This is a genomic window from Leifsonia sp. 10L418 (genome assembly GCF_056395445.1).
Genome location: NZ_JBFTJN010000002.1, coordinates 156,240 through 183,183 on the forward strand (window position 1 = coordinate 156,240; position 26,944 = coordinate 183,183).

Below are 26,944 nucleotides of genomic sequence, written 5' to 3' on the forward strand. Positions count from 1 at the left end.
CGGATCGATGGTGGTGCTGGCTATACCGTGCGGGGTCGGGCGTTACGGCAGACTGGAAGGATGAGAGGAGGACGGATACGGCGTTGGCTGCGCGATTGGAAGTTCGTGGCTGTCGAGGCCACGGCATCCGTCGTTTCCGTCGTCCTGTTCTGCCTCGGCCTCACGCTCCTGCCGCTCATGATCATCACGGGCGGGGTGCTGCTGCTGCCCGAGGCCGTGAAGGCGCTGCACTGGTGGAGCAACATCGCCCGTCGACGCATCGGCCTCCGCCAGGGCGAGCAGATCCTCGTTTCCTCCGCCGCGCTCCCGCCGGGGTCCACGATCGACGAGCGCCTGCGCTTCGCCTGCTCCCGCGCCGCGGGCCGAGACGCCGTCTGGCTCACGGTGCACGCCCTGCCCGTGTTGTTCGTTTCCCTGACCACCCTGCTGCTCCCGCTCGGGGTCGTCAACTCGCTCGCCGTCCCGTTCTACTGGCAGCTCGCCCCGGCCGACGATCCCATCACATCCCCGTACCCAGTGACGTCGTGGGAGATAGCGGCCACGGTGCCACTCGTCGCCGTCGTCTACGCGCTCATCTGCTGGGCACTGATCCCCGCGGTTGCACGGCTGCTGACGCGGGTCTCGGCACGGTTGCTCTCAGCGCCGCCGAAGACGCTCCTCGCGGGGCGGGTGGATGCCCTGACGTTGAGTCGCGCCGCAGCCCTCGACGCGCACGCCGCCGAGCTGCGTCGCATCGAACGCGATCTCCACGACGGCGCGCAGAATCGTCTGGTCAGCGTCGTGATGATGCTCGGCATCGCCGAACGGGCGATGGAGACCGGGACGACCGATGCCCTCCCGCATCTGCGGCGTGCCCAGGATGCGGCGACGGATGCCCTCGCCGGCCTCCGCAGGACCGTGCACGACATCTACCCGCCGATCCTCGACGAACTGGGGCTGGACGGCGCGCTTGCCTCCCTCGCCGGGCGGAGTGTCGTCCCGTGCACCCTCGAGATCGACGACGTGCGCCGGGTTCCGGCGGCGGTCGAGTCGGCGAGCTACTTCGTGGTGGCGGAGGCGCTGACGAACGTCAACAAGTACAGCCGGGCATCGCATGTCACGGTGCGGGTCTCGCGTGATGGTGAGCGGCTGGTGATCGACGTCGAGGACGACGGGGTCGGCGGCGCACGCGAGCGGCCGGGCGGCGGTCTGGCCGGCATCCGTCGCCGCGTCGAGGCATTCGAGGGAAACCTGTCGGTGACCAGCCCAGTCCACGGGCCGACTCGACTGAGGACGGAGCTACTGTGCGGATCGTGATCGCCGAGGACGACACCCTGCTGCGGGAAGGGCTCGCCCTCCTGTTGCGCAGCGAGGGCTTCGACGTCGTCGCGGCGGTCGACAACGGTGATGCGTTCCTCGCGCATCTGGATGAGGCGGATGTGGCGGTGCTCGACGTCCGGATGCCGCCGACGTTCACCAACGAAGGCTTGAAAGCGGCTGTCGAGGCTCGGACCCGTCGCCCCGGATTCCCCGTGCTGGTGCTCTCGGCGTACGTCGAGGACCGTTACGCCGGCGAGCTGATCGCCGGGGGCGCGAACGGTCTCGGCTACCTGCTCAAGGAGAGGGTCGGCAAGGTGGCCGCATTCATCGACACCTTGCACCGGGTTGCAGCGGGCGGCACCGTGATGGACCCCGAGGTCATCTCTCAGCTGATGAGCCGGCGCCGCGCCGACGACCCCGTGCAGACGCTCACTCCGCGTGAGCGCGAGGTGCTGGGTCTGATGGCGGAGGGGCTCGACAACGCCTCCATCGCTGGGCGCCTGTTCGTCACCGAGACGGCAGTGAGCAAGCACATCGGGAACATCTTCGCGAAGCTCGGCTTGGCCTCCAGCGACAGCGGCCACCGTCGCGTCCTTGCCGTCCTCGCGTACCTGCGAAGCTGATCCACGCGCGTCTTGGCACCTCACGGAGGCGCGGCACTGGTCGGCGCGCGCGAAAGGCGCCTCCCCCGACATCCGGGGGGAGGATGTCGAAGGAGGCGCCGCTTAGGGATCGCCTGGCGGCGATGCGAGGTGGTGGGTCTAACCCATTCCCTCCAGCTGGTCGGTTTCAGTGTTGCCGATGTTCAGGATCACCTCTGGGCGATTCTTCGCCAGGTAGACGTACCAGCCGATGGCCGCGAGCATCACCACGAGGAAGATGTACGGGATGACGTTCAGCGGGTAGGCGGGAACCGGGTAGACGTTCGCAATGAACACGTAGATCATGCTGAGCGTGGCGATCGTGGCCGAGATCCAGACGAGCACGTTCGGGATCTTCTCCCGCTTTGTGTAGATCACACAGGCGATCGCCACCAGCGAGTAGGCGACCATGTAACCGTAGGTGCCGAAGGTGTCGACGTACACGGTGATGTCCATGGGGTGCACGTTGGAGACGAGCAGGATGATGTCTAGCACGATCGCGGCGGGGCCGGCGACGAGCAGCACCCGGTGCGGGGTGAGGTGGCTCTCGTGGGTGCGGCCGAAGCGCTCGGGCACGACGCCTTCCTTTCCCATCACGTAGATGATGCGGCCGACGACATTGAGCGGTGCGACGACGACGGCGAAGAACGAGGCGCCGACGCCGAAGGTGATCAGGAAGGCGAACCAGCTCGGCAGGCCGATCTGCGTGGCGATGTCTTCAAGCGGGCTGGCACTGGTGGCCAGGGCGTCGCCGAGCACGACGAGCTGCGTGTACGCGGCAAAGACATAGAGGATGCCGACTGTGACGGCACTCCACATGATGGCGCGGGGAATCGCAGTGTACGGGTTCCGGGCTTCGCGACCCAGGGCATCCGCCGAGGAGAACCCGACGAAGCCGAGAATACCGAGCACCATGCCGGTGGCAACGCCAGACAGCGGCACGCCGGTCAGGTCGAACAGCGACGGGTCCCATGCCTTCGGGCCGGCCCAGACCAGTGCCAGCACGAGCAGCAACAGCACGATGCTCACCGAGACCAGCTCGAGCACCAGCGAGACGCGGGCCGAGATGCGGATGCCGCGGATCGTGAACAGGGTGGCCAGCCCACCGAGCACGATGGCGAGCACCACCTGGGCGCCGACCCCACCGGCGGGAATGCCGAGAAGGATCAGGAACTGGCTCATGTATGCGATCGAGCCGCCGAGCGACCCGGCGGCGATGCCCCAGCAGCCGATGATCAGCGCGACGCCGGCCAGGTAGGCGCCGAACGGGCCGAGGCCCTTCGACACGTAGGTGTAGAGCGAGCCGGCCGACGCGTGACGCTTGGCGAAGGTGGCGACGCAGTAACCGACACAGAGGATGACGATGGTCGCCAGGATGAACGAGAGCAGGGTGCCGTTGCCGGCGCCGATGAAGATCGCGGCGGCGGTGAACGCGATGACCGCGGTCGGCGCGATGTTGGCGATGGCCTGAGCGGCAAGCTCAGGCCCGCTCATCACGCCGCGACGGAGACCGGCGTCGACGGGGGGCGACTCAGCCTTTCGCGAACTGCGGGTGGTTGTAGACATGAACGAACTCTCCTATGAGTCGGGGGAACGGGAGGGGTGGTTCTGACGCGGGGGAACGTCAGGGGATGAGCAGGGTGCGCAGTGCGCCCCCGAACTCGAGGTCTTCGAATGCCTGGGCCGCCTCGGCCAGCGGACGACGCCCCGACACCAGCGGGTCCAGCTTGAGCTGGCCATCCATGTAGCGGTCGACCAGGGCGGGGATGTCGATCGAGGGGCGCACGCTGCCGTAGTTGGAGCCCAGGATGCGCTGGTCGGCTTCGGCGAGCACGAGCGGCTCGAACGAGGCCTTTGCGCCGGTCGGCGGGAGGCCGACGATGACGGCGGCGCCGCCGAGGCCGAGCATCTGAATGGCCTGCTCGGTGGTGGAGGTGCGCCCGATGGCGTCGAACGCGTAGTCGACGCCGTCGGGGATGAGCTCGTAGAGGGCGGCGACGGCATCCGTCTGTGACGCGTCGATGCTGTCGGTCGCCCCGAACTGTGCGGCCAGGGCGGTCTTGTCGGCGTTCACGTCGATGGCGACAATGCGCTCGGCACCGGCTAGTTTGGCGCCCTGAACGACGTTGAGACCGACGCCGCCGCAGCCGATCACGACGACCGTGGAGCCGGGTTCGACGGCGGCAGTGTTGAGCACCGCGCCGACGCCGGTCGCGACGGCGCAGCCGACGAGGGCGACCACGTCGAGCGGCGCATCATCGCGCACCTTCACGGCGCCGGAGGCCGGGACGACGACCTCTTCGGCGAACGAGGAGACTCCGAGGTAGTGGTGGATGGGTTCGCCGTCGATCGAGAGGCGGGAGGTCCCGTCGAAGAGCACGCCGTGCGGGGCGACGACGGTTACAACCTTCTGGCAGCGGGCTTCATGGCCGGAACGGCAGTAGCGGCATTCGCCGCACGGCGGAACCCAGGAGAGAACGACGTGGTCGCCGACCGACAGAGACGTCACGCCTTCGCCGAGTTCGACGACGACGCCGGAGCCTTCGTGACCCATCACCAGGGGAGCCGGGGCGTCCCATTCGCCGCGCTTGACGTGCAGGTCGGAGTGGCAGACGCCGGCGGCGGCGATCTTGACGCGCACTTCCCCGGCCTTGGGGGCGGCGAGTTCGACGTCGATGTATTCGAGGGGCGCACCGGGCGAGCGGAAGACAACGGCCTTCATGAAATCCTCCTGGGATTGAATATCGGGATACGCCGATGTTAGGAGCGAATCTCGACGCATTCATTGCGAAAAAGTGTGAGCAATTTCTGCTTCTTCAACATTTCGTACAATTGCTTGCATGGCTCGAGACGTTTCTTCAGTTGCCCGGGTGCTCGCCGGAACGCTTGTCGGCAGCTCGGTCAGCGGCGGCGCGCCCGTTGACTCGGCGGTGCCGGCTGCGGATTTCACCGTGCACGCGCATCCGAATTTCGCGAGCCTCGTCGTCGCGACTCCGGCCGAGCTTCGCGCGCTCCTCGACCCGGCCGACCCGCGCCGCGATGCGGTGCGCCAGGCGGTTCTGGTGACCACCGAGGATTCCCGGGAACTCCGCGAGCTGATCGAAGCGTCGCGGGCGACGGCGATTCTCTGCCCCGGAGCCGACGCTCTCGTATTGCAGCCGACCCTCGTCGCGCTCCTGGCCACCGACCAAGCGGCAGAAGACCGCCTCGTGACGAGTGGAACGAAGGTGCTCACCCAGGTTGCCCGTCGCGGCGGGGTGAGCGCGGTGATCGCAGAACTCGCCTCGCGCATCGATGGCTGGGCAGTGCTGCTCGACGGCCAGGGGCATCCGATCGCCAGCGCCGGAGCCGGAGCCCTGCATGTGCAGGATGCGACGGCCGTGGCCTTCCGCCGGCCGGTGCGTGTACGCCACCCGGGTCTGCAGGTGCACCCGGTGGGCCCGAATGAAGACCTGACGGCCTATCTGGTGATCGCTTCCCACGAGAGGTCGATGAGCCGCAACCGCGACTTGGCCTCGCAGGCGGCGGCGCTGCTCGACCTCATTCTGCGCACCCACGACCACACTATGACCGAGCAACTCGGCCGCGAGGTCATGATCTCAACCCTGGTGTCCGGCACGCCCGCCGCCGCGGAATCCCTGCTGCAGCGGTGGGGCGTTCACGAGACATCGTTGACCGCTTTCGTGCTGAGCTCGCGGTCGAAGGCCGTCGACCTGGAACGCCTCGTCACGCGCTGGTTCGACGAGTTGGGCTGGGTGCATGTGATGACGACGGTGAACGGTCGGGTGCTCGGTTTTGTGCGTGACGACCACGTCGCCCAGATCACGGACCGGGTCGAGCGCTATGCCAGCGAGGTGCAGGTTCCGCTCCGGTGTGGCATCGGTTCGAGCGCCGGCATCGATGCCCTCGGTCGGAGCGCCTCTGAGGCACGCCAAGCGCACGACGTGGCCGTCACGGACGGCCGGCCGCTCGCCCGCTATCGCGCGCTCCCGACGGTGAAATATGTGCTCGACCGCCTCGACGACGACGGGGCGGCGCAGATTGCCAACGCCCTCGACGGGCTGCGTGGGGCGAACGGTCAGCACGGTGAGCTCACCAGTACGCTGCGGGTCTATCTGGCCGAGCACGGCTCCTGGGGCGTCACCGCGAGGCAGCTCGGCATCCATCGTCAGACGTTGACGAGTCGCATCCAGCGCATCGAGGAGCTCACCGGCTTGTCGATGTCAGACCCCGACGATCGCACGGCGGCGTGGCTGGCGATTCGGGCGATGGAGCGCTGAGCCTGCTCCTTCCAGCCCGTGTGTATCGTTGGCGCTGAGTGCATCCCAAGGCGTTCGAATGCACCGCGCGAAATGGCCCAGATAGGATGGCGTCGAAGAGCGCAGCTATCAACCTCTGGGGGCAGATGATGGGCAAGAAGAACGAGCTTTCCGACTATCTCGAGACACTTTCACCGGCCCGTCTGACACTTTTCGCGCATCTCGCCGCAACGGTCTCCGCGGTGGGGGTACCTACTTCGATCAACTCATTCGTCTTTCTTCCCAACCAGATCGGGCATCCGGAATTCGCCGATGCCGACGTCGTGTTCTGGAAGGCTGTGGAACAGCTCTATCTGCCGCACGCCGCCTCCGACGGTGAATTGCCAGTGCTCTACTGGGGATTCCATTCCTACGATCTCCTGGCCAGACGGTCGTCAAACGGAATCCTCATCACCGATCGCACGCTCTATCTGATGGATGTCGGCAACAGCTCAGCCCAACTTGCGCTCAGCACTTTCGACGTCTCCTCTATTCAGGCCGACGCACACGCACTTGCGATCGGCAGCTCCCGCATCGGACTCGACCAGATTGCACGGTTGCTCATGCCGTCAAGCCCGGCAGATTCCGCTGCCTACCTGCGCGACGTGATCGGCACGCTCCAGAGAGAACTGGGCGCATCCTCTAGCGGTGTGGCTGACACGGCGGCCGAAGCCGGCGACACCGGTCACACCGACAAGGACGTCGATCAGCTTGTGAGGGCGAGCCGCCTCGGCGAGGATTTCCTGCTTCCCAGTCGCCCGAAAGACGCGAAGAAACTCGCCAAGCTGAGCGCAAAATGGCAGCTCCCTGCCGACGAGTCGGTGCGTACATCGCTGTCGAGCGCAACTTTGGCCGGCATCTACGGACTCGCGATCACCGATCGCGCCCTCTACTCCCGGGACCTCATGGAGCCGCTCGACCGAACTGCGCTCTCCGACATCGATGGCATCGAATGGGTCGCTGACAAGAAGGCGTTTCGAATCGCCGAGGGGCACTTCGTCCCCACCCTGCCCTCAATCACCGACGACAACCGCGATTACTTCATCGCCTTGCTCGGCCACCTCGTCGCTGCAGCCAGCTAGGCAGTTTGGCTGGCTAGCTAGCTGGCTAGCCACAGCTCGTGGGGAAGGGGTGGGGCTAACTCCTGCAATCCCGGCCAAAATCACCTCGGGAGGGCACTTTTCAGCGTGATTCCGAAGGATTGCCGGAGTTAGCCACTCGTGGAGACGGTGACCGTGAACTTGGTGTTGCGGCCGACCTGGTGGGTCGGGCCGACCATGCGGTTCAGGGCGGGACGGTAGCCGAGGTGCGTGTTCCAGACGGTCCAGAGTTCGCCGCCGGGCTTCAGCACACGGGCCGCGTCCTCGAACAGTTTGAGGGCGATTCCAGCGTGCACCGAGTTGCCGATGTGAAACGGGGGGTTCAACACGATCAGCTCGGCCGAGGCTTCCGGCTGGTTCTGCAGCGCGTCGTCCCGCACGACGGTGATCCGGTCGGCCACGCCGTTCGCCTCGGCGGTGGCGCGGGCGGATGCGACGGCAGCGGCCGACTGGTCGCTGGCGGTCACGTGAAGGGTCGGGCGGGCGAGGGCGAGCGAGGTGGCCAACACGCCGGTGCCGCAGCCGAGATCGATCGCCGTCTGGGCATCGGGCTTCATACGATCGATGAACTCGAGCAGGAAGCGAGTGCCGATGTCGATGGTGGTTCCGGCGAACGCGGCCCCGTGGGCACAGACGGTCAGCCCGAGGTCGGCGTGCACGGCGCGGGCCGGCCATTCCGAGTCGGCTGCTTCGGCTTCGGCGCCGGCCAGCGGCTTCGACGCGGTGAGCACCCGCGACTTCTGGGCCGCCAGCGAGGCGGTGACCTCACCGAAGTGACGGCGCAGCACCTCGTTCATCGCCGGGGTCATGTGCTTGATCCGGCCGCCTGCGTAGACGCGCACCGACGGGTCGGCGTAGCGAGCGATGTCGGCGGCAATCTCGTCGAGCGCCGAAAGGCTGCGCGGAAGCTGCATCAGCACGACGCGCGCGCCCTGCACGAGCTCTGCGCCGAGGTCGAGCGAACGATAGGCGCCGGAGAGTCCGGCTTCGGCGGCGTTTGCGGCGAGAGCAAGCTCGCCGGAGAGGGCGTCCTGATGCACCCGGATGTCGACCAGCCCGGCCTGCGCCGCGGCCCCCAGAGTCAGTGCGCCGTAGTGGTCTTCGATCACGACGACGGCGCCCGGCAGCTCGCCACCTGATGTGGCGGCGGCCACGAGGTCGTCGGCCGCCTCCGCAAGGATCAGCCGGTCGCTCGCGTCGACGGCGAACAGGTTCGTCGCCTCAACGTCGGGCCAGCGGCGCAGAAGGTCGAACGAGAATTCAGAAGTCACTTCGTCAACGCTACCTCGCGCATCCGTTCGCCAGCGCCGAGGCCGCGGAGCAGCGGGCCGACCGACCGATCTCGAACTCAGACTCACGCGCGCGCCCACATCGTCGGCCGACCGAAGTCGAGGCGACAATTTGCGCGCACGCGCGAGAAAGACGTGGGCGACACGCGTACCCGTTGCGCGTGTCGCGGCACGCAACGAAGAAGCCGGCACGCGATAGAACGCGTGCCGGCTTCGTAAACATGTGCCGCGAGGCTGAGTCAGAGAATCGCGCTAGCCGCGATCGAGCGGCCGCCAGACAACGATCTGATTTGAGCGGCGCATCCGTGTGCCGGCCTTCATCGAGATGACGTCACCCGCGGAGCCCGCCGCGAACACGCGACGCCCCGGACGGCTGAGCAACTCATCGGCCAGAGCCGATTCCAGCTCGCGCAGGCGGGATTCGAGCCCACGCACGCGATCTTCGAGTTCGAGAATGCGACGGATGCCTTCCAGGCTCACGCCTTCGGCACCGAGTTCCGCGATCTCCCGCAGCTTGGCCACGTCGCGCATCGAATAGCGGCGCGACTTGCCCGGGGTGCGCCCGGGGCTGACCAAACCCAAGCGGTCGTACTGCCGCAGAGTCTGCGGGTGCATACCCGCCAACTCTGCGGCCGTGGAGATCACGAAAACTCGGCTGAACTCATCCATTTCGATTCCTGTTATCCCCGCGCTTTGGCGAGAAGCTCTTCACGGGGATTCTCTTCGGGCAGCGCTGCGGCGAGCGCTTCGAGGGCCGCTTCCGCCTCCTTCGAGAGGTGTGACGGCACGGCAACCTGCACTTCGGCGAGAAGATCGCCGGTGCCCTTCGCCGTTTCGACACCGCGACCCTTGACGCGCAGGATGCGGCCGCTCGGGGTTCCCGGTGCCACTCGCAGCTTGACCGGCGGCCCACCGAGGGTGGGCACTTCGATCGTCGCTCCGAGCGTGGCTTCAATGAAGGTGATCGGAACAGTGACGCGCAGGTTCAGGCCATCGCGCTCGAAGACGGGGTGCTTGCGCACCGACACCGTGAGCACAATGTCGCCGGCTTCACCGCCATCCAAACTCGGCTGGCCCTTGCCGCGCAACTTGATCTTCTGACCATCGGCAACGCCGGCCGGGATCTTGACCTTGAGCTCGCGCCCGTCCTGTGTCTGCAGGGTGATCTGATCGCCGTGGGTTGCGGTGACGAAGTCGATGGTCGTCGATGCGACAACGTCGCGCCCCCGAGTCGGTCCGCCGGCACCGCGGTAGCCGCCGGATGCGGTGCCAAACCGGCCACCGCGCCCGCCGAACAGCCCGCCGAGAATGTCGTCGTAGTCGCCGCCCTGCTGGAAGGTGTAGTTCTGCTGCCCGCCGCCGCCGAACATGCCGCCGAACGAGTCGTCGAAGCCGCCCTGCTGGCCGCCACCCGTGCCGGGGGCGGTGAAGCGAGCTCCACCACCCATGGCACGGATTGCGTCGTATTCCTTGCGCTGTTCGGGGTCAGAGAGCACCGAGTTGGCCTCGCTGATCTCCTTGAACTTTGCTTCGGATGCCGGATCACCCTGGTTGGAATCGGGGTGATACTTGCGGGCCAGTTTGCGATAGGCCTTCTTCAGCTCGGCCGGCGTGACATTTTTCGAAACGCCGAGGATCTTGTAGAAGTCCTTGTCGAACCAGTCCTGGCTAGCCATCGCTCGGTACCTGAACCACAACCTTGGCCGCGCGCAGAAGCGTGGAGCCTAGGGTGTAGCCGGTCTCGACCACGTCGGCGACCGTCTCGACCGTGACATCGGCGCTCGGCTGCTGAAAAACAGCCTCGTGCACGGTGGGGTCGAACGGTTCACCGACGGTGCCGAACGGCGTCAGGCCGAGCTTCTCGACGGATGCGCGCAGCTTGGCCGCGATCGTCGCGAACGGCGTCTCGGCAACCAGGTCGCCGTGCTTCTCAGCACGGTCGAGATCGTCGAGCACCGGCAGCAGAACGGCGACAACGCCACCGGTGAGGCGCTCGCGCTCCACCTCGCGGTTCGATTCGGTGCGCCTGCGGTAGTTGGCGTATTCGGCCGTGACGCGCTTGAGATCGGCGAGGTGCTCGGCCGACGGGTCGTTGGCCTCGAGATCTGCGGCATCCAGGATGTCCTGAACCGTCAGCTCGTCTTCCTCAATTCCCTCGGCGTCGGCCGCAGCCGAGGCGGCGCCGGTGGGCGCCCCCTCAGTTGCGTCGAACGGCTCGTCCGCCGGGTTGCCCCCTGCATTCGTGTCGTTTGCCATGGTTACTTCTTCTCTTCTTCGTCTTCGACAACCTCAGCGTCGACAACGTCTTCGTCAGAAGACGAGTCGGCCGGCTGCTCTGCGGATGCGGATGCGGATGCTGCTGCCTCGTCGGCCTGGCTGGAGGCGTAGATGGCCTCGCCGAGCTTGCCCTGGCTGGCGTTCAGCTTGTCGAACGCGGTCTTCACTGCGTCGTCGTCGTCGCCGACGAGCGCGGACTTCAGAGCGTCAACGTCGCCCTGCACCTCGCTCTTGACGTCTTCGGGCAGCTTGTCCTCGTTCTCCTTGATCAGCTTGTCGATCGAGTAGGCGAGCTGCTCGGCGCCGTTGCGAACCTCAGCGGCCTCGCGGCGCTTCTTGTCCTCGGCGGCGTGCTCTTCGCCCTCGCGCACCATCCGCTCAATGTCTTCCTTGCTCAGCGAGGAGCCGCCGGTGATCTTCATCGACTGCTCCTTGCCGGTGCCCTTGTCCTTGGCGGACACGTGCACGATGCCGTTGGCGTCGATGTCGAAGGTGACCTCGACCTGCGGGATGCCGCGCGGAGCCGGTGCGATACCGGTCAGCTCGAACGTTCCGAGGTTCTTGTTGTCGCGGGTGAACTCGCGCTCGCCCTGGAAGACCTGGATCGCAACTGACGACTGGTTGTCGTCGGCCGTGGTGAAGGTTTCACTGCGCTTGGTCGGGATGGCCGTATTGCGCTCGATGAGCTTGGTCATGATGCCGCCCTTGGTCTCGATGCCGAGGCTCAAGGGGGTGACGTCGATGAGCAGAACGTCCTTGCGCTCGCCCTTCAGCACGCCGGCCTGCAGGGCGGCGCCGACAGCAACGACCTCGTCAGGGTTGACGCCCTTGTTGGGCTCCTGGCCGCCGGTCTCCTGCTTGACGAGCTCGGAGACAGCGGGCATGCGGGTCGATCCACCGACGAGAACGACGTGGTCGATGTCGCTCACCTTGACGCCGGCCTCACGGATGACGTCCTGGAACGGCTTCTTCGTGCGGTCGAGCAGGTCGCTTGTCATCTGCTCGAACTGAGCGCGGGTCAGCGTCTCGTCGAGGTTGGCCGGTCCGTTCTCGGTCAGCGAGAGGTAGGGCAGCTGGATGCTCGTCGACATGCTGCTCGAGAGCTCTTTCTTGGCCTGCTCAGCGGCTTCCTTCAGACGCTGCTTCGCGATCTTGTCGTTCGAGACGTCAACACCGGTGGTCTCCTTGAATTTCTTGATCAGGTGCTCAACGATGCGCTGGTCCCAGTCGTCGCCGCCGAGGCGGTTGTCACCGGCAGTGGCACGAACCTGGATGGTCGAGAAGTCGTCATCCTTGCCCACCTCAAGGAGGGAAACGTCGAACGTTCCGCCACCGAGGTCGAAGACCAGGATGAGCTCGTCTTCTTTACCCTTGTCCAGGCCGTATGCCAGTGCGGCTGCGGTCGGCTCGTTGATGATGCGCAGCACGTTGAGGCCGGCGATCTCACCGGCTTCCTTCGTTGCCTGACGCTCGGCGTCGTTGAAGTATGCGGGAACCGTGATGACGGCATCCGTGACAGTGTCACCCAGGTACTGCTCGGCGTCCCTCTTCAGTTTGGCGAGGATGCGGGCCGAGATCTCCTGCGGGGTGTACTTCTTGCCGTCGATGTCGACGTTCCAGTTGGTGCCCATGTGGCGCTTCACGCTGGAGATGGTGCGGTCAACGTTGGTGACGTTCTGACGCTTGGCGGTTTCACCGACGAGCACCTCGCCATCCTTGGTGAATGCAACCACCGAGGGGGTGGTGCGGAGGCCTTCGGCGTTTGCGATGACGGTGGGTTCTCCACCTTCGAGGACTGAGACGACCGAGTTCGTGGTTCCGAGGTCAATTCCAACTGCACGTGCCATGCGATTCTCCTTCAGTGTGTTTCGGTGATTCAAAATTGAGGGCCGAGAGTTGAGTCCCGGTGGCTCAAGTATGCCAGAGCGGGAAAATCGTGTCAAACCGAAACCGACAAAGTTGAGTCACCATGACTCAACTCTCAGGTTCGGGCAAATGCCCTACCCGCGTAGGCCTCCTGAGGCAAGGCCCGAATTGCACGAATAATCCACTTTTGACACAAATTTCTAACGAAAGCGCAACAATTTCTACGCATCTCTGTGGCAACAGCAATCTCCCGACCCATAATCAGGCAATCCCGTCTCCTATTCGGGATTGGAGCGCGCACAGTGGCGCGCAGCGCTCAGTATTTCCCCGCCGCGCCCCAACGATGGAGGACGAGTCATGACCGATTCCGAATTGAATCCTGCGATGGAATCCCAACCCGGGCAGAAGGGCCTCGGCGACCTGACACGCCGGTCGGTGGTCGGTTTCGCGGCTGCCGCAACGGCTGGGGCGCTGCTCACTGCGGGCGCCCGCACCTCGCCCGGAGTGCAGGGGTCGCTGAATCGCATGTGGGACACGATTGTGATCGGCGCCGGCGCATCCGGCCTCGGGGCAGCGCGCGTGATCGCCGACGCCGGCAAGAAGGTGCTCGTGCTGGAGGCGCGCGGCCGCACGGGCGGCCGCCTCTGGACCGACAGCACGTCGATGACCATCCCGTTCGAGCGGGGCGCCGAGCTTGTGCACGGCAACACCGTGTCGACCTGGGACCTCATCAATCAGCAGGGACTCCAGACCCACCGGTTCGAGAAGACCTTCGGGAAGTACAACGCTAGCGACGCGGCCTGGGTCGACGCCAGCACTTTCGAGACCTTCCATTTCCCCGAGGGCGCCCCGTCCTTCCCCGGTGGTCTCCCGGAGCCCCTCGATGGCGAGACAGCTCTCGATTGGCTGAACCGGATCGGCATTCCGCGATCTAACTACCCGATCTCGGTACTCGCTATCGAGGTCGATACCGAACAGTTCGACGTGCTGCCCGCCGAATTCATCTTCGGCGATGTCGAGTTCGCCCTCACGCTGCAGGGCGAGTCGGGCCCGATGCCTCCTGAGGCGTACGGGGACTACCGCGTCATCGGCGGCTACAAGCAGGTGCTGCAGCCGCTCGCGGCGGGCATCCCCATTGTTTTGAACAGCCCGGTCACGAGCATCGACTACCGCAACAAGAACCGCGTGGAGGTGCACGTCGGCAGCGACACATACAAGGCGCGCACGATCGTCCTCGCCGTGCCCGGCGGCGTGCTGAAGAACGGCGACATCACCTTCAACCCGCCGCTGCCGGCGGCGCGCAGCGCGGCGATCCAGGAGATCAGCTACCTGTCGGTGTTCAAGGCAATTCTTGAGTTCGCGGAACCCGTGCTCCCCGTGGGGATGCCCAGCACGCCGGACTGGGACATCCTGACCCCCTTCGACATGAACCCGCCGTCGACCTGGAACGCGTCTGAGGGAACCCCCGGCTACACCGGGCAACTCGTCGTAACCTGGATGACCGGCGGGAAAGCGCAAGCGTTGCTCGACCTGCCCGAGCAGGATCGCCTCGCCGCCGCGCTGGAGACTGTGCGCGCCACGAGCGGCAAGCCGGATCTTGAGTACGTGAACGCCTCCACCTACGACTGGTCGAAAGACCAGTACGCCCGCGGCGCCTACCCCGGACCCTTCTCGCGTCGCTCCGGCCTGAACACACCGATCAACAACACGCTGTTCTGGGCGGGCATGACCACCAGCACGGTGCATTCCTCGCGCAACTCCGGCATCGTCGCGGCGAACCAGGCGCTGGCCGCGCTGGCGTAGCCGGCCGACAGCCAGTCCGGGCGGGAACGACCTGCCCGCCCGGACCGGTGAGGGTGCGGCACCCGGAGCGTGAACAGCACGGCGAGAACGCGCCGAACGAGCGCACCTGCCGGGTTTCTGCACCCGCTACCCTGAGGCCATGACCGACAACTCGACGCCGGACCCCTCCGATGCGCCCCGCAACTTTCCGCCGGCCCACCTGACCCCGGCCGACGGGGCGGCGGCGACGATCGGAATTTCGACCGAGCAGATCGAAGCGGTCTCGGCGCAGGGCGCCCGCAAGGGTCGCATCTTCGCCTGGAGCCTCTGGGATTGGGGCGGATCGGCGTTCAACGCCGTCGTCACCACCTTCGTTTTCACCGTCTACCTCACGAGTGAATCCTTCGGCGGCGAAGCTTTCGTCTCGGCACAACTCGGCTGGACGCTCGCCATCGGCGGCCTTCTCGTCGCCGCACTCGCGCCGATCACCGGGCAACGTTCGGATGTCTCGGGTCGCCGCAAGTTCTGGCTCGCGGTCAACACGTACATCGTTGTCGCGGTCACGGCACTGATGTTCTTCGTCAAACCCGAGCCCGGCTACCTCTGGCTCGGCCTGTTGTTGCTGGTCGTCGGAACCGTGTTCTTCGAATTCGCGTCGGTCAACTACAACGCGATGCTCGCCTACGTCTCCACACCGCGCTCGATCGGCAAGGTCAGCGGATTCGGCTGGTCGATGGGCTACTTCGGTGGCATCGTGCTGCTGCTGATCGTGTACTTCGGCTTCATCAATCCCGAGGTCGGCCTGTTCGGCGTGACCGGCGACGAGGGCCTGTCGGTGCGCGTGGCGATGCTCATCTCTGCCGCATGGTTCGGCCTGTTCGCACTGCCCGTTCTGCTCGCCGTGCCGGAGTACCATGCGCCGGCGAAGGTGGCGCGAGAGAAGGTCGGGTTCTTCGCCTCGTACACCCGCCTCGGCCGCGACATCGCCGCGCTGTGGAAGAACAGCCGGCAGACCGTCTACTTCCTGATCGCCAGCGCGGTCTTCCGAGACGGGCTCACCGGCGTCTTCGCGTTTGGTGGCATCCTGGCCGCCGGGACCTTCGGATTCTCGGCCGGCGAGGTCATTATCTTCGCGATCGCCGCAAACGTGGTCGCCGGGGTCGCCACGATCACGATCGGCCTCCTCGACGACAAGGTCGGCCCCAAGCCGGTCATCGTCGCGTCACTCGTCGGCCTGATCGTCTGCGGCCTGGCCGTATTCATTTTTCACGACGGCGGCCAGATCGTGTTCTGGACCTTCGGCCTCGCACTCTGCCTCTTCGTCGGACCGGCGCAGTCGGCGAGCCGTTCGTTCCTCGCCCGCGTCATTCCGGCCGGGCGCGAGGGCGAGGTCTTCGGCCTCTACGCGACGACCGGCAAGGCTGCCACGTTCCTGGCGCCCACCGCTTTCGCTCTCTTCGTGACCCTGGGCGGCGCACAATACTGGGGCATCCTCGGCATCGTGCTGATCATCGCGATCGGTCTCGCCCTGCTGATTCCGGTGCACGCGAAGCAGAAGCAGCTCAGCTAGCCGGGGGTCGAGCCTGTCGAGACCAGGTCACCGGATCTCGACAGGCTCGATCAACGAAGTGGTCAGTCTCCGGCCACCAAGCGCAGAGGCACGCCATTCAGTGCATCGATGGGCGTGCCGGCGACGACGGTCATGGCCCGCGCCGCAGAATCCAGGGTGACCGTGGCCAGGGTCGCCCACCGATCGCCGAAGACCGCGCCGGGCGCGGGAACACAGCAGAGTTGAGCCTCATCACCGGGCTGCGACACCAGGTACGGGATGAGTTCGGCCGCGCTCGTCGGCAGCGGCGCTTCGGCAACCCGCTCAAGCAGGACCGCGTAGCGCAGCTGGGAATCCGGGTCGTACAGTCCGGGCTTCTCGCCCTGACCGAGTCGTTCGGTGAGGAAGTGATTGGTGTGCAGGAGCACACCATCGTGTGGCTCCAACACTGCGGCGCCCTCGGGGCTCAGCTCGACGATCACAGCGCCATCAGGGCTCACGACGGTGATGGCACTGGAGGTGCTCACCGGGGCGGTCTGCAAGATCGTCACAGCGTCGGCGAGGGTGGCCGCCTCGGCCAACACCCGGGCGGCGACGAGGTGAACGGGGACGCCGAATGCGCGGTCCTGCTGGTGCCCGAGAATGTTGAACATGATCCCGACGCCGGCGTCATTCATGCCGATCTTTCCGAGGATGCCGTGCTCGGTCAGGCCGACGAAGCTGCGCGGGGTGCCGCTCACCTGCTGCAGATGCCAGCAGTGCGAAAGCTCTTCGTGCCAGTCCCAGGTCTGCGCGCCGATCGCGCCGGCACGAGTGTTCACGATCGTCGAGCATTCGCCGGGCTTCGCCCCGGTCGCTGCAGCCAAGATCTCGGTGCGCGCGTTGAGCGCGCCGATCTGCCACAGTTCGAGGCCAGCGCCGACGGCCGTGCCCCGCATCTCCGCGGCCAGCGCCGGGCTCCACCGCTCGGTCGCCGCAATCGAGGTGAGCGCATCCGCCTTCACCGCCGCCCGCGAAATGCCGACGACGTCGAAGAGCTCACAATAGATCCTCAGCCCATCGGCGAGGGTCTCGCGAATCGCACGCCCACGCTCTATTCCGCGCTCGTAGGCATCCGCCGACTCGATGTGAACAACAGTGGGAACAGCACTCGTCATGAGGCGATCTCCTCTCGCAGCGCGCGAATCACGCCGCGTTGGGGCTTCCAGCCGGGTTTCGGTGCACACTCCAGCAGGAGCTGCGTGTAGGGATGTTGTGGGTTCTGCAACACGGATGCCGTGTCGCCCCGCTCCACGATGGCCCCGCGACGCATGACGACGACCGAATCGGCGATCATCTGAACCACCGAGAGGTCATGGGTGATGAAGAGGTAGGTCAGGCCCTTCGAGGTGCGCAGATCGGCCAGGAGCTCCAGGATCTGTGCCTGCACGGTGACATCGAGAGCCGCCACCGATTCGTCGAGCACGATGATCGACGGCTCGGCTGCGAGCGCTCGGGCGATGGCCACCCGTTGCCGCTGCCCTCCGGAGAGCTCCTCGGGGAGAGCGTCGAGGTGACGCGGCTCGAGGCCGACCAGGGCGAAGAGTTCTGCGCAGCGTGTGCGCCGGGCCGCGAGTCCAAGCGGGGTGTGCGCCTGCAACACCTCATCAACCGCACTTCGAACCCGCAGCCGCCGGTTCAGGGAGCTCTGCGGGTCTTGGAACACCATCTGGATAACTCGCGCCCGTCGGCCCAGCTCGTGCCGATTGGCTCGGATGGCGACCGGCTCACCGTTCAGCAGCACGGTGCCGGAATCCGCGGTCTCGAGTCCGACGATGATGCGGGCCAGGGTCGTTTTTCCTGATCCTGATTCGCCGACGACGGCCAGGCAGGTTCCGGGTTCGACGGTCAGCGACACGGCGTCGAGCGCCGTCACCGTCTGCTTGGGTCGCCCGGTCGTGAACGTCTTGCTCAGGCCTGTGACGGCGATTGCCGGGGCGGTCATGCGGCGCCTCCAATCGTGCCGGTCCAGTTGATGCCCTGCGGGCGCGAATCCATCAGAATGCGGGTGTACGGATGCTGCGGGTTGTCCCGAAGCTGATCGGGGACGCCGGTCTCGACGATCTCGCCGCTCTTCATTACGTTGATCCGGTCGCAGACCGCCGCGGCCAGGTCGAGGTCATGGGTCACGAAAAGCATGGCCATTCCGAGGTTTCGGCGGCACTCGTCGAGAATGGCCATGACTTCGGCCTGCGTCGTGACGTCGAGTGCCGTCGTCGGCTCGTCGGCGAGCATCAGTTTCGGCTTTCCGGCGATCGCCCCGGCGATCACGACTCGTTGCAGCATCCCGCCGGAGAGTTGGTGCGGGTAGGCGCTGAGCACTCGGTCGACGGCGTCGATGCCGACCTGTTCGAGCAGTTCGCCGGCACGTAGCCGGGCGACGCTGGCCGGGAGCCCTTGCGCGTCGTGCATCCCTTCGACGAGGTAACGCACAACGGGCAGAACCGGGTTCAACACGGCGTGCGGGTTCTGGGCGATCATCGACACGTCGTTCGCGCGCATCCGTCGCAGTGCCTCGCCGCGGAGGCCCAAAACATCGACGCCGTCGAGGGTGATTCTTCCCGTGAGTTCGGACCGGGCGGGCAAGGTGCGCAGAATCGAGCGCAGTGTCATCGACTTGCCGCTGCCGGATTCGCCGACCAGGCCGACCGCCTCTCCGGCGGCAACACTGATCGAGACATCCTTCAGAATTTCGATGGAACTCCGATCGGCCGCCAGGGCGAGCGACAGGTGAGTGATCTCAAGCATCAGGCCTTCCTTCCGGCCGCAGCGCGGCCACCCAAACGTTCGCCGATGTAGCCGAGGCTCGCCACCGTGAGCACAATGCAGAGGCCGGCCAGCATGCTCTCGGCCGGGTACCCCTTGAGCAGGGATTGCTGACCGTTCGAGACCATCAGACCCCAGTCGGCGGCCGGCGGTTGCACACCCAGGCCGAGGAACGAGAGCGCAGCGAGTTCGATCATTGCGAATCCAAAGTTGATCGTTGCACCGGTCACGATCAGGGGCGCGACGTTGGGCAGCAGGTGCCGGGCAGTGATCGTGACTCCAGAGATTCCCTGGAGTTGAGGAGAACGGATGTACGGCAGGTTGCGTTCCCTGAGCGCCGTGCTCCGAATGACCCGGGCCGTGTACGGAATGTACGCCACGGAGAGCGCCAGGGCCGCGGTAGTCAGGCTCGGACCGAAGACGGCGATGGCGAGCATCGCCAGGAGCAGGTTGGGGAATGCGAACAGCAGGTCGAGAACCCGGCTGAGGAAGGAGTCGACTGCTCCTCCCCACCACACGCTGATCAGCGCGATCGCGGTGCCGAAGACTGCCGTCATGGTGACGACGATCAGTGGGCCGATCAGGCTCGACCGGGCTCCCCAGAGCAGGCGGGAGAAGATGTCACGGCCGGCCTGGTCGGTGCCGAGCAGGTGCGCGGGGCTGGGGCCCTGGTACCGCTGGGTGACCGACCCGACGGTCGGGTCGTAGGGGGCGATGATCGGGGCGAGCAGAGCGCCCAGCACGACGACGAGCACAAGCACGGCGGCGGTGGTGCCGATGGGGCCCATCCGTTCAACAAAGCGTCTCATCGGGTACGCACCTCCCTCACTCGTGGGTCGATCGAGGCGTAGAGCAGGTCCACCAGCAGATTGATGATCCCGAACGCCGCGACCAGGATGATGGCGATCGCCTGAACGACCGCGAAGTCTTTCTTTTGCACCGCGTTCACCAGCAGCGTGCCGATGCCATCGAGGGTGAACGCGTACTCCACCACGAACGACCCGGCGATCAGGCCGGCGATGTGCACGCCGACGACCGTGCTGACCGGCAGCATGGAATTGCGCACCACGTGTCGTCGCAACACCAGGCCGCGGGGCACGCCTCTGGCCCTGGCCATCACCGCATGCTCGGAATCGCGTTCTTCCCGGATGGCGGTGCGGGTGATGCGTGCGACGACGGCCGTTGAGGGCAGTGCCAAGGCGATGGCGGGAAGCGTGAGGTGCCAGATCCGGTCGAAGAATCCGGTTCCCGAGCCGAAGACCGGAAACCAGCCAAGCCCGACGCTGAAGATGCTCATCAGGATGAGCGCGGCGAAGAAGGTCGGGATCGCGAAGCCGAGGTTCGAGCCGAGGATGACCAGCTTGTCGACGAACCCGTCTCTGGTTCCGGCAATCACGCCGAGACCGATCCCGAAGATGACGATGATCAGGGCGGCCATCAGCACCAGGGTCAGCGTTGTCGGGAGCCGCTCGGAAAGCAGGCTCCCGACATCCTGACGGTTGGCCAGCGACTGCCCGAAGTTTCCCTGGAGCACCTGGGTGAGCCAGTTCCAGAACCTCACGAAGAAGGGGTCATCCAATGAGTACTGTTCACGGATCGCGGCGAGCACCTCGGGCGAAACCGTGCGGCCCTGCACCAGAAAGTTCTCTGGGCTTCCCGGCGCAGCGTACATCGCGGCGAAGACGAGAAAACTCGACACCACCAGCACACCAGCGAGGGCAAGTAGCCGTCGGAGGACAAACATCATTGAGAAAACCCCTTCTTCACAGCGGTGTGAACGACTACTTAGTTGCCTGAAGCCCCGAGATCGGCGGCCCACGGGTAGTAGAGGTAGACGAACGAGGCCGGCACTCCCGTGACCCGCTTGTTCAGGAACAGTCGAACCGACGGGTCGACGATCGGAATCCAGGGCAGGTCTGCCATGGCGATTTCCTGGATCTGGTTGGTCAGTGCGGCTCGCTCGTTCTCGTCGTTCGCCGCAGCAGCCTCGGCGAGCAGACTGTCGACCTCAGGGTTGCTGTAGTCGTTGTAGTTCTGCGAGCCGCCGGTGCCGACGATCGTGCGCAGGAAGGCGAGCGGGTCGGGGACATCCATGTAGTTGTTGGTCACGAACGCATCGTGACCTTCACGGGCCTTGGGGTCGGAGAAGAAGGCACCGAACTGGGCGCTCGGGATGCCCTCCGGCTCGACCTTCAGCCCGATCGCCGTCGCCCCGTTTGAAATCTCGGAGATGATGTCGGCGTAGTAGCTGCGCTCTGACGGGTAGACGATCTTGATGGTCTGAGTCAGGTCGACGGTGGCCTTCTTCAGGGCTTCCTTCGCCCCGGCGATGTCAACGGTGCTGGGAGCGAGTTTCTCGCGAGCGCTGGCGAACTCGCTGTCGCCGTAGGCCCAGCCGTTGTTCGGGATCAGCGAGCGGGAGGCCTGCGCGGTACCTTCGAAGACCGTGTCGGCGATGGCTTCCCGGTCGGTCGCCATCATCAGAGCCTGCCGCACGGCGGGGTCGGCGAATGCGCCGTGTCCGGTGCCGATGATCGCGACGAGCTGCACAGAGCGGCCGAGGAACAGGTCACCGTCGGTGGCCTTCTCCAGGGAGCTCAACGCACCGAGCGGCACGTCGTAGGAACCGTCGATGGCGCCGGTGCTCAGCGCGTTGGAGATCGCCGCGGCATCCACGATGAAGTTGATGTCGACCTGCTTGGTCTTCGCCTTCTTCTCGGTGTTCCAGTAGTTGTCATTGCGCAGCAGCGAGATGCTCTGGCCCTGGTTCCAGGCGCCGACCGAGTACGGCCCGGTGCACATGACCTTGCCGGTGGGGTTGCCGTAGTCTTCGCCGGCGGCGACGCGGTGCGCCTTCTCAACGATGTTTCCGATGGGCGTCACCATGTAGGAGTTGAAGGTGGAGTCGGGCGCTTTGAGCTTGACGGTGACTTCCCAATCGCCGGTCTTCTCGATCGAGTCGATGTTCTCGACGATGCCGCCGGCCCAGTAGCTTCCCTCGTTGGGGTCGAGCTGGCGGCTGAGGCTGTACTGCACGTCATCGGCGGTCATCGGCTGGCCGTCCCAGAACGTCACTCCCTCGCGAATCGTGTAGACGTAGGTGGAGGCGTCGGGGCTGTCGACCTTCTCGGCGAGTCCCGGCTTGATCGAGTAGTCGGGCTGCAGCTGCATGAGGCCCTCACACAGGTTCGCCACGACGGTGTTCTCGGGGTAGTTGAACGCCTTGATCGGGTCGAGTGAGGCCGGCTCGCCGAATGGAAGGTTCCACGTTGCGAGATCGAGTTCGCCCGTGGCGGCGGGCGTCGTGACCAGAAGGTCGGTCAGGTCCGGTGCGGCGTTGGAGGTGGTGGGCCCACTCGCGCAACCGGTCAGGGCGAGTGACATCACTCCGAGGACGGCGAATGCTCTGGTTCTTTTCTTCATTGAACTTCTCCCATAGTCATGACGCGAGGCGGGTCGCGTGAGCGTTTGATTTGTGACGATAGCCGACCAAAACGTTTTGTGCGAGTTATTAGCAAAACGTTTTGTTAACTGTTTGTTTCCGATAGTGTGCAGGGGTGAACAGCGGACAGGGGCGACGCCGTGTGACGATCCACGATGTCGCGAAGCAAGCGGGGGTGTCGATCACGACCGTGTCCCATTCGCTGAATGGCAAGGGAGTCGTCGCAGCGGCGACCCGGCAACATGTCGTCGACGTCGCCGCGAGCATGGGCTACAGCGCCGACGCCATCGCCCGGGGGCTGCGCAGCAGCCGACTCGGGGTACTCGGCCTGGTCATCCGCCCGCTCGACTCGCTCGACTCCTATCAGCCGGTCGGCGTCGACTACTTCATGCGTTTCGCGGGTGCGGCGGCAGTCGAGGCTCTCGACCGAGGCTTCGGCCTGATGCTGGTTCGCGATCCCACCACGTCCAAGGTGCCCGACATCGCCCTCGCCGTCGACGGGTTCGTGATCTCCGACCCGATCGGGAACGATCCCGTGATCGCGCTGCTCAACCGCAACGACATCCCGTTGGTGACGGTCGGCCGGGATGTCGAACGACCGGATTTTCGGGATTGGGTCGGAACCGGCGCGAATGCAGACTGCGCTGCGATCATTGCCCACCTGCGCGAACGAGGCGCGAAGCGCATCGCCATCGTCACGGGAACCGACGTCAACTCCTGGAACATCGACAGCGAAACCACCTACCTGGCCTGGGCGGCCGAGCAGGGCCAGCCGGCCATTCTCTACCGCCAGGATGAGACATCCGGCGAAGCAGGCGGGCGCGCGGTCGCCGAACAGCTGTTGGCCGGTGAGACTCCCGTCCCGGACGCCGTCTACTGCTTGACCGGGCGCCATGCGGCCGGTCTGCAGACGCGCTTGCAGGAGGCCGGTTACTCGATCCCGGCTGACGTGCTGATCGTGGCCGGCTCCGACTCCGAGCAGACCAGAAACAGTTCGCCGCCCATCACCTCGGTCGATCTGATGCCGGAGCGAACGGCACGGGAGGCCGTCGCCCTGCTCGTGCGACGGCTCGAGGGCGACACCGATCTGGTGCCACCCCTGATCGAGAATGAGTTGCGGATTCGGGAGTCGACGAACCGCCGCCCGGCCTGAGCGCCGGCCTCCTCTCGGCGCTGCCGGCGGCGACCGTCGTCTGCATCGTGTACGCAAAGGAGGAGATTCGGCGAATCGCCGTGATTTCCCGCCGGTTTGAGACGGCGTGTTGCAGAATCTCCTCCTTTGCGCAGCGGAGCGATCGCCCGACCGACCGATGCGGCGGTGACGCGCCGACGCGGTGTCTGAGTGGGATCCAGAAGTCGGTAGAGTAACCGCAGACCCCCGAATCACTCTTTGATCCGGTGAGCAGGTCCCGGTCTGGGGCGGCAGGTCATCGCGACATCTTCGTTGCGCATCCCTGTGCCGTTCTGCCGATGGAGATCTCCATGACCCGCTCCCCCCTGTCTGTTCTCAGTTTCGCCCTCGCCGGCACCGCTCTTGTCGTGTTGAGCGGATGCGCCGCCACCGGCACGTCCGCCGGGACCACCCCGCATCCGTCGGAGTCCTCGGCGGCGTCAGCCACCGTCACCGTCGACAACTGCGGCACCCCGGTCAGCTTCGAGGCCGCACCCAAACGGGTGGTGACGATCAAGTCCACCTCGACCGAGATGCTGCTGGCACTCGGGCTCGGCGACCGGATCGTCGGCTCCGCGTTCCAGGACGGACCGGTTCCCGCCTCGCTCGCCGACGCGGCATCCGGTCTCACGATCCTCTCCGACCAGCTCCCCTCGCAGGAAGTCGTGCTCGAGCAGGAGCCCGACCTCGTCTACGGCGGTTGGGAATCGAACTTCTCCGCCGAGGGCGCCGGCGAGCGCGCCTCCCTCGAAGCGCTCGGCGTGCACACCTACGTCTCGCCCGCCGCCTGCAAAGAAGCGGGCTACAAGCCGACACGTCTCGACTTCGATCAGATTTTCGGCGAGATCACCGAAGTCGCGTCGATCTTCCGCACGGATGCGACGCCCCTGCTCGCCGCGCAGCAGAAGACCCTCGACGGAATCGAGAAATCCACCGCCGGCCTGACCGCGCTCTGGTACTCGTCGGGTGACGACACCCCGTACGTCGGTGCGGGAAGCGGTGCGCCTCAGCTGCTGCTCGACACCGTCGGCCTGACGAACATCGCCGCCGACGTGAAGGACACCTGGGCGTCCTACAGCTGGGAGGCGATCGTCGAGGCGAACCCCGACGTGATCGTGCTCGTCGACGCCGCCTGGAACACCGCAGACCAGAAGAAGGAGATGCTCGCCGCCAACCCGGCGACCGCGCGTCTCGACGCCGTGATCAACCAGCGCTACCTGACCATTCCGTTCGCGGCCAGCGAGGCCGGAGTGCGGAGCGCCGATGCCGCGGCTGACCTGGCCGCCCAGCTGGCCGCGCTCAAACTGGGCGACTAGTGGCGACGATGTCGGCCCCGGCGGCCGAGTCACGACCGGCCTCGACCAGCCCTCGGGCGCCGGTCGGCCGGCCGGTCCGCGGCACGCTGAACCGGGTCGCGATCGTCGCCCCGGTACTCGCGCTCGCGCTGCTCCTGTCAATCATCGTGGCCGTCACCGTCGGTCCCGCCGATATCGGCGTCGGCGAGGTCTGGGCCACCGTCGCGCACCACCTCGGCGTCGGTGAGGGCACCCCCTCTGCACTCCGCGACGGAATCATCTGGCAGCTGCGGATGCCCCGGGTCCTGACCGCGGCGCTGGTCGGCGGCGGCCTCGCCGTGAGCGGCGCCGTGATGCAGGGCCTCACCCGCAATCCGCTCGCCGACCCCTATCTGCTCGGGCTCTCCTCCGGCGCGTCGCTCGGCGCGGTCGCCGTGCTGCTGCTCGGGGTCAGCCTGCTCCTTCCGTTCGCCGCCTTCGTCGGGGCACTGCTCGCCCTGATGCTGACCGTTCTGCTGGCCGGCGCCGGCGGCCGGTTGACCCCCACCCGGATGGTGCTCGCGGGCCTCGCGGTGTCGTCACTGGCGGCATCCGTCACCAGCTTTGTCATCTTCTGGACGGCGACCGGCGACAGCTACCGCGAGATTCTGAGTTGGCTGATGGGCTCGCTGTCGGGAGCCGGCTGGTCGTCGGCCGTCATCGCGGCGGTCGGTTTCGCGGTGGCCGGGCTGCCGCTGTTGTTCACCGGGCGCCTGCTCGACACGTTCGCGTTCGGCGACACCGCCGCTGCCTCACTCGGCGTCAATGTGCAGGCCGCCCGGCTCGGATTGCTGGCCGGCACCGCGCTGCTCACCGGCGCGATGGTGTCGGTCAGTGGGGCGATCGGATTCGTCGGGCTGATCCTGCCGCACGCGGTGCGGCTGCTCGTCGGCCCCGGCTACCGCGCCCTGCTGCCGCTCGTCGCCCTCGTCGGCGCGATCTTCCTGATCTGGGCCGACACCCTCGCCCGCACCCTGCTCGATCCTCGAGAGATCCCCGTCGGCATCGTCACCGCGCTGATCGGCGCACCGGTTTTCGCGCTGCTGCTCGTGCGCAATCGGAGGATCTCATGACCGCGCCGGACCACCTCGACGCACACGACCTCACCCGCACTGTCGACGGCCGCACCCTGATCGACGGTGTCGACTGCACCGCCCCGGCCGGCGCCCTCACCGCGCTCGTCGGCCCGAACGGCGCCGGCAAGTCGACCCTGCTCCGCATCCTGGCCGGCATCGATCGCCCGCATCTCGGCAATGTTTCGGTCACCGGCTCCGACCTGTTTCGGATGCCGCGGCGCGAGCGCGCCCGCCGCATTGCGCTGGTCGAACAGGATGCCGCCACAGACCTCGCCCTGTCTGTCGCGGCGGTCGTCGCGCTCGGTCGCGCCCCGCATCATTCGCTCTGGTCGCAGAACTCCGCCCTCGACGCGGAGATCGTGGGCACCGCGCTCGCACGCGTGGGAATGACCGAGTATGCCGGGCGGGAGATCACCAGTCTCTCGGGCGGCGAGCGCCAGCGGGTGCAGCTCGCCCGGGCACTGGCCCAGGAGCCGGAACTGCTGATCCTTGACGAGCCGACCAACCACCTCGACATTCACGCGCAACTGGCCACGCTCGAACTGCTCGGCGATCTGGCGGCTCAGGGCATGGCCGTGTTGGCCGCTCTGCACGACCTCGGGCTTGCCGCTGCCGCGAGCGATCACGTGATCGTCTTGTCGGCCGGCCGGGTCGTCGCTGCCGGCGAGACCCGCGCGGTGCTCACCGCCGAACTGATCCGGGAGGTGTTCGCCGTCGACGCGTTGCTTGTCGAGAACCCGCTCACCGGGCGGCCGATGCTGGCGAGTGCGTCGCTCGGCGCGCGTCCTGGGAGCGCGGGCAGCGCGCGTCCGGTCGCCGCGGCATCCGTCTCGGTCTAGCGCGCTCTGTGCACCAGTCCTGACGCAAAGCCGTGGAGCGACTCGGTTCCGGCGCGGTTTATCCCCGCCGGCGCGCGCTCTACCCCGCGCCCACCGGGATACACCGCGCCGGACTGTCATCGATGCCCTCCTTCATCACGCGCACGCAACGTGGTCTTGTGACACGGCGCGGCGCC

General features: G+C 66.3%; 23 protein-coding genes. 10 read left to right on the plus strand and 13 right to left on the minus strand.

The genetic code is table 11. The features are described from left to right. The first annotated feature begins 60 nt into the window (after positions 1-60). Both AC1DCF_RS04140 and AC1DCF_RS04145 read left to right on the plus strand, forming a co-directional pair. Entirely contained in the window at positions 61-1,296 is a 1,236-nt protein-coding gene (locus AC1DCF_RS04140) for a sensor histidine kinase (protein WP_477209938.1), read from the plus strand. Then, entirely contained in the window at positions 1,284-1,922 is a 639-nt protein-coding gene (locus AC1DCF_RS04145; RefSeq protein WP_477209939.1) for a response regulator, read from the plus strand. The genes AC1DCF_RS04140 and AC1DCF_RS04145 overlap by 13 nt, the downstream gene beginning before the upstream one ends. 138 nt (positions 1,923-2,060) lie before the next feature. Here AC1DCF_RS04145 and AC1DCF_RS04150 read toward each other — a convergent pair whose 3' ends face one another. After that, entirely contained in the window at positions 2,061-3,506 is a 1,446-nt protein-coding gene (locus AC1DCF_RS04150) for an APC family permease (protein ID WP_477209940.1), read from the minus strand. Positions 3,507-3,564: 58 nt separating this feature from the next. After that, a complete protein-coding gene (locus AC1DCF_RS04155; protein WP_477209941.1) occupies positions 3,565-4,662 on the minus strand; it encodes an alcohol dehydrogenase catalytic domain-containing protein in 1,098 nt (365 codons plus the stop codon). A gap of 118 nt (positions 4,663-4,780) precedes the next feature. On the opposite strand from AC1DCF_RS04155, the gene AC1DCF_RS04160 reads away from it, so the two are divergent. Together AC1DCF_RS04160 and AC1DCF_RS04165 are read left to right on the plus strand one after the other, a co-directional pair. Further along, the gene (locus AC1DCF_RS04160; RefSeq protein ID WP_477209942.1) at positions 4,781-6,220 is read left to right on the plus strand and encodes a PucR family transcriptional regulator; all 1,440 of its coding nucleotides are present in this window, start codon (positions 4,781-4,783) and stop codon (positions 6,218-6,220) included. Between the two features lie 86 nt (positions 6,221-6,306). After that, positions 6,307-7,320, plus strand: coding sequence for a hypothetical protein (locus AC1DCF_RS04165; RefSeq protein WP_477209943.1), 1,014 nt, complete (start codon positions 6,307-6,309; stop codon positions 7,318-7,320). Positions 7,321-7,448: 128 nt separating this feature from the next. Here AC1DCF_RS04165 and AC1DCF_RS04170 read toward each other — a convergent pair whose 3' ends face one another. The 5 genes from AC1DCF_RS04170 to dnaK form a co-directional block, all read right to left on the minus strand. Beyond that, the gene (locus AC1DCF_RS04170; RefSeq protein ID WP_477209944.1) at positions 7,449-8,609 is read right to left on the minus strand and encodes a class I SAM-dependent methyltransferase; all 1,161 of its coding nucleotides are present in this window, start codon (positions 8,607-8,609) and stop codon (positions 7,449-7,451) included. Between the two features lie 270 nt (positions 8,610-8,879). Next, entirely contained in the window at positions 8,880-9,296 is a 417-nt protein-coding gene (locus AC1DCF_RS04175) for a heat shock protein transcriptional repressor HspR (protein WP_441790544.1), read from the minus strand. Between the two features lie 11 nt (positions 9,297-9,307). Further along, on the minus strand, positions 9,308-10,303 hold the full coding sequence (locus AC1DCF_RS04180; RefSeq protein WP_441790545.1) for a DnaJ C-terminal domain-containing protein: 996 nt from the start codon (positions 10,301-10,303) through the stop codon (positions 9,308-9,310). Beyond that, entirely contained in the window at positions 10,296-10,883 is a 588-nt protein-coding gene (locus AC1DCF_RS04185; RefSeq protein ID WP_441790546.1) for a nucleotide exchange factor GrpE, read from the minus strand. The genes AC1DCF_RS04180 and AC1DCF_RS04185 overlap by 8 nt, the downstream gene beginning before the upstream one ends. A 2-nt stretch (positions 10,884-10,885) precedes the next feature. Next, positions 10,886-12,751: a molecular chaperone DnaK gene (dnaK, locus tag AC1DCF_RS04190; RefSeq protein WP_477209945.1), complete on the minus strand. Its 1,866-nt coding sequence runs from the start codon at positions 12,749-12,751 to the stop codon at positions 10,886-10,888. 376 nt (positions 12,752-13,127) lie between these two features. Here dnaK and AC1DCF_RS04195 point away from each other — a divergent pair, with 376 nt between their 5' ends. Both AC1DCF_RS04195 and AC1DCF_RS04200 read left to right on the plus strand, forming a co-directional pair. Then, complete coding sequence (locus AC1DCF_RS04195) at positions 13,128-14,573, plus strand: flavin monoamine oxidase family protein (protein WP_477209946.1); 1,446 nt, start codon at positions 13,128-13,130, stop codon at positions 14,571-14,573. A 139-nt stretch (positions 14,574-14,712) separates the two neighbouring features. Then, positions 14,713-16,122, plus strand: a complete 1,410-nt coding sequence (locus AC1DCF_RS04200) for an MFS transporter (RefSeq protein WP_477209947.1) — start codon at positions 14,713-14,715, stop codon at positions 16,120-16,122. 62 nt (positions 16,123-16,184) lie between these two features. On the opposite strand, the gene AC1DCF_RS04205 is transcribed toward AC1DCF_RS04200, so the two are convergent. Genes AC1DCF_RS04205 through AC1DCF_RS04230 form a run of 6 tightly spaced genes read right to left on the minus strand, consistent with a single transcriptional unit; the run spans position 16,185 to position 22,329 of the window. Beyond that, on the minus strand, positions 16,185-17,258 hold the full coding sequence (locus tag AC1DCF_RS04205) for a C45 family autoproteolytic acyltransferase/hydolase (RefSeq protein ID WP_477209948.1): 1,074 nt from the start codon (positions 17,256-17,258) through the stop codon (positions 16,185-16,187). After that, positions 17,255-18,085: an ABC transporter ATP-binding protein gene (locus AC1DCF_RS04210; RefSeq protein WP_441790551.1), complete on the minus strand. Its 831-nt coding sequence runs from the start codon at positions 18,083-18,085 to the stop codon at positions 17,255-17,257. Before AC1DCF_RS04210 ends, AC1DCF_RS04205 begins: the two co-directional genes overlap by 4 nt. Next, positions 18,082-18,888, minus strand: a complete 807-nt coding sequence (locus AC1DCF_RS04215) for an ABC transporter ATP-binding protein (RefSeq protein ID WP_477209949.1) — start codon at positions 18,886-18,888, stop codon at positions 18,082-18,084. The genes AC1DCF_RS04210 and AC1DCF_RS04215 overlap by 4 nt, the downstream gene beginning before the upstream one ends. Then, the gene (locus AC1DCF_RS04220) at positions 18,888-19,715 is read right to left on the minus strand and encodes an ABC transporter permease (protein WP_477209950.1); all 828 of its coding nucleotides are present in this window, start codon (positions 19,713-19,715) and stop codon (positions 18,888-18,890) included. Before AC1DCF_RS04220 ends, AC1DCF_RS04215 begins: the two co-directional genes overlap by 1 nt. Next, positions 19,712-20,653: an ABC transporter permease gene (locus AC1DCF_RS04225; RefSeq protein ID WP_477209951.1), complete on the minus strand. Its 942-nt coding sequence runs from the start codon at positions 20,651-20,653 to the stop codon at positions 19,712-19,714. The genes AC1DCF_RS04220 and AC1DCF_RS04225 overlap by 4 nt, the downstream gene beginning before the upstream one ends. A 38-nt stretch (positions 20,654-20,691) precedes the next feature. Then, positions 20,692-22,329: an ABC transporter substrate-binding protein gene (locus AC1DCF_RS04230; protein ID WP_477209952.1), complete on the minus strand. Its 1,638-nt coding sequence runs from the start codon at positions 22,327-22,329 to the stop codon at positions 20,692-20,694. Positions 22,330-22,463: 134 nt separating this feature from the next. Between AC1DCF_RS04230 and AC1DCF_RS04235 the strand changes: the two genes are divergently transcribed. The 4 genes from AC1DCF_RS04235 to AC1DCF_RS04250 all read left to right on the plus strand — a co-directional run bounded on the left by AC1DCF_RS04235 (position 22,464) and on the right by AC1DCF_RS04250 (position 26,768). Next, entirely contained in the window at positions 22,464-23,501 is a 1,038-nt protein-coding gene (locus AC1DCF_RS04235) for a LacI family DNA-binding transcriptional regulator (RefSeq protein ID WP_477209953.1), read from the plus strand. 329 nt (positions 23,502-23,830) lie between these two features. Continuing rightward, positions 23,831-24,835, plus strand: a complete 1,005-nt coding sequence (locus tag AC1DCF_RS04240) for a putative F420-0 ABC transporter substrate-binding protein (RefSeq protein WP_477209954.1) — start codon at positions 23,831-23,833, stop codon at positions 24,833-24,835. Between the two features lie 8 nt (positions 24,836-24,843). Further along, positions 24,844-25,926 carry a putative F420-0 ABC transporter permease subunit gene (locus tag AC1DCF_RS04245; protein ID WP_477210537.1) on the plus strand — a complete coding sequence of 361 codons (1,083 nt, stop codon included), beginning with the start codon at positions 24,844-24,846 and terminating at the stop codon, positions 25,924-25,926. Continuing rightward, the gene (locus AC1DCF_RS04250; RefSeq protein WP_477209955.1) at positions 25,923-26,768 is read left to right on the plus strand and encodes an ABC transporter ATP-binding protein; all 846 of its coding nucleotides are present in this window, start codon (positions 25,923-25,925) and stop codon (positions 26,766-26,768) included. The genes AC1DCF_RS04245 and AC1DCF_RS04250 overlap by 4 nt, the downstream gene beginning before the upstream one ends. The last annotated feature ends 176 nt before the right edge of the window (positions 26,769-26,944 follow it).

What these genes read in the sequence shown, in the direction of transcription:
- AC1DCF_RS04140 (WP_477209938.1), top strand. Translation starts at nt 61, where the DNA reads ATGAGAGGAGGACGGATACGGCGTTGGCTGCGCGATTGGAAGTTCGTG.
- AC1DCF_RS04200 (WP_477209947.1), top strand. Translation starts at nt 14,713, where the DNA reads ATGACCGACAACTCGACGCCGGACCCCTCCGATGCGCCCCGCAACTTT.
- AC1DCF_RS04250 (WP_477209955.1), top strand. Translation starts at nt 25,923, where the DNA reads ATGACCGCGCCGGACCACCTCGACGCACACGACCTCACCCGCACTGTC.
- AC1DCF_RS04180 (WP_441790545.1), bottom strand. Translation starts at nt 10,303, where the DNA reads ATGGCTAGCCAGGACTGGTTCGACAAGGACTTCTACAAGATCCTCGGC.
- AC1DCF_RS04175 (WP_441790544.1), bottom strand. Translation starts at nt 9,296, where the DNA reads ATGGATGAGTTCAGCCGAGTTTTCGTGATCTCCACGGCCGCAGAGTTG.
- AC1DCF_RS04150 (WP_477209940.1), bottom strand. Translation starts at nt 3,506, where the DNA reads ATGTCTACAACCACCCGCAGTTCGCGAAAGGCTGAGTCGCCCCCCGTC.
- AC1DCF_RS04160 (WP_477209942.1), top strand. Translation starts at nt 4,781, where the DNA reads ATGGCTCGAGACGTTTCTTCAGTTGCCCGGGTGCTCGCCGGAACGCTT.
- AC1DCF_RS04185 (WP_441790546.1), bottom strand. Translation starts at nt 10,883, where the DNA reads ATGGCAAACGACACGAATGCAGGGGGCAACCCGGCGGACGAGCCGTTC.
- dnaK (WP_477209945.1), bottom strand. Translation starts at nt 12,751, where the DNA reads ATGGCACGTGCAGTTGGAATTGACCTCGGAACCACGAACTCGGTCGTC.
- AC1DCF_RS04195 (WP_477209946.1), top strand. Translation starts at nt 13,128, where the DNA reads ATGACCGATTCCGAATTGAATCCTGCGATGGAATCCCAACCCGGGCAG.
- AC1DCF_RS04245 (WP_477210537.1), top strand. Translation starts at nt 24,844, where the DNA reads ATGTCGGCCCCGGCGGCCGAGTCACGACCGGCCTCGACCAGCCCTCGG.
- AC1DCF_RS04215 (WP_477209949.1), bottom strand. Translation starts at nt 18,888, where the DNA reads ATGCTTGAGATCACTCACCTGTCGCTCGCCCTGGCGGCCGATCGGAGT.
- AC1DCF_RS04205 (WP_477209948.1), bottom strand. Translation starts at nt 17,258, where the DNA reads ATGACGAGTGCTGTTCCCACTGTTGTTCACATCGAGTCGGCGGATGCC.
- AC1DCF_RS04225 (WP_477209951.1), bottom strand. Translation starts at nt 20,653, where the DNA reads ATGATGTTTGTCCTCCGACGGCTACTTGCCCTCGCTGGTGTGCTGGTG.
- AC1DCF_RS04210 (WP_441790551.1), bottom strand. Translation starts at nt 18,085, where the DNA reads ATGACCGCCCCGGCAATCGCCGTCACAGGCCTGAGCAAGACGTTCACG.
- AC1DCF_RS04165 (WP_477209943.1), top strand. Translation starts at nt 6,307, where the DNA reads ATGGCGTCGAAGAGCGCAGCTATCAACCTCTGGGGGCAGATGATGGGC.
- AC1DCF_RS04155 (WP_477209941.1), bottom strand. Translation starts at nt 4,662, where the DNA reads ATGAAGGCCGTTGTCTTCCGCTCGCCCGGTGCGCCCCTCGAATACATC.
- AC1DCF_RS04220 (WP_477209950.1), bottom strand. Translation starts at nt 19,715, where the DNA reads ATGAGACGCTTTGTTGAACGGATGGGCCCCATCGGCACCACCGCCGCC.
- AC1DCF_RS04240 (WP_477209954.1), top strand. Translation starts at nt 23,831, where the DNA reads ATGACCCGCTCCCCCCTGTCTGTTCTCAGTTTCGCCCTCGCCGGCACC.
- AC1DCF_RS04230 (WP_477209952.1), bottom strand. Translation starts at nt 22,329, where the DNA reads ATGAAGAAAAGAACCAGAGCATTCGCCGTCCTCGGAGTGATGTCACTC.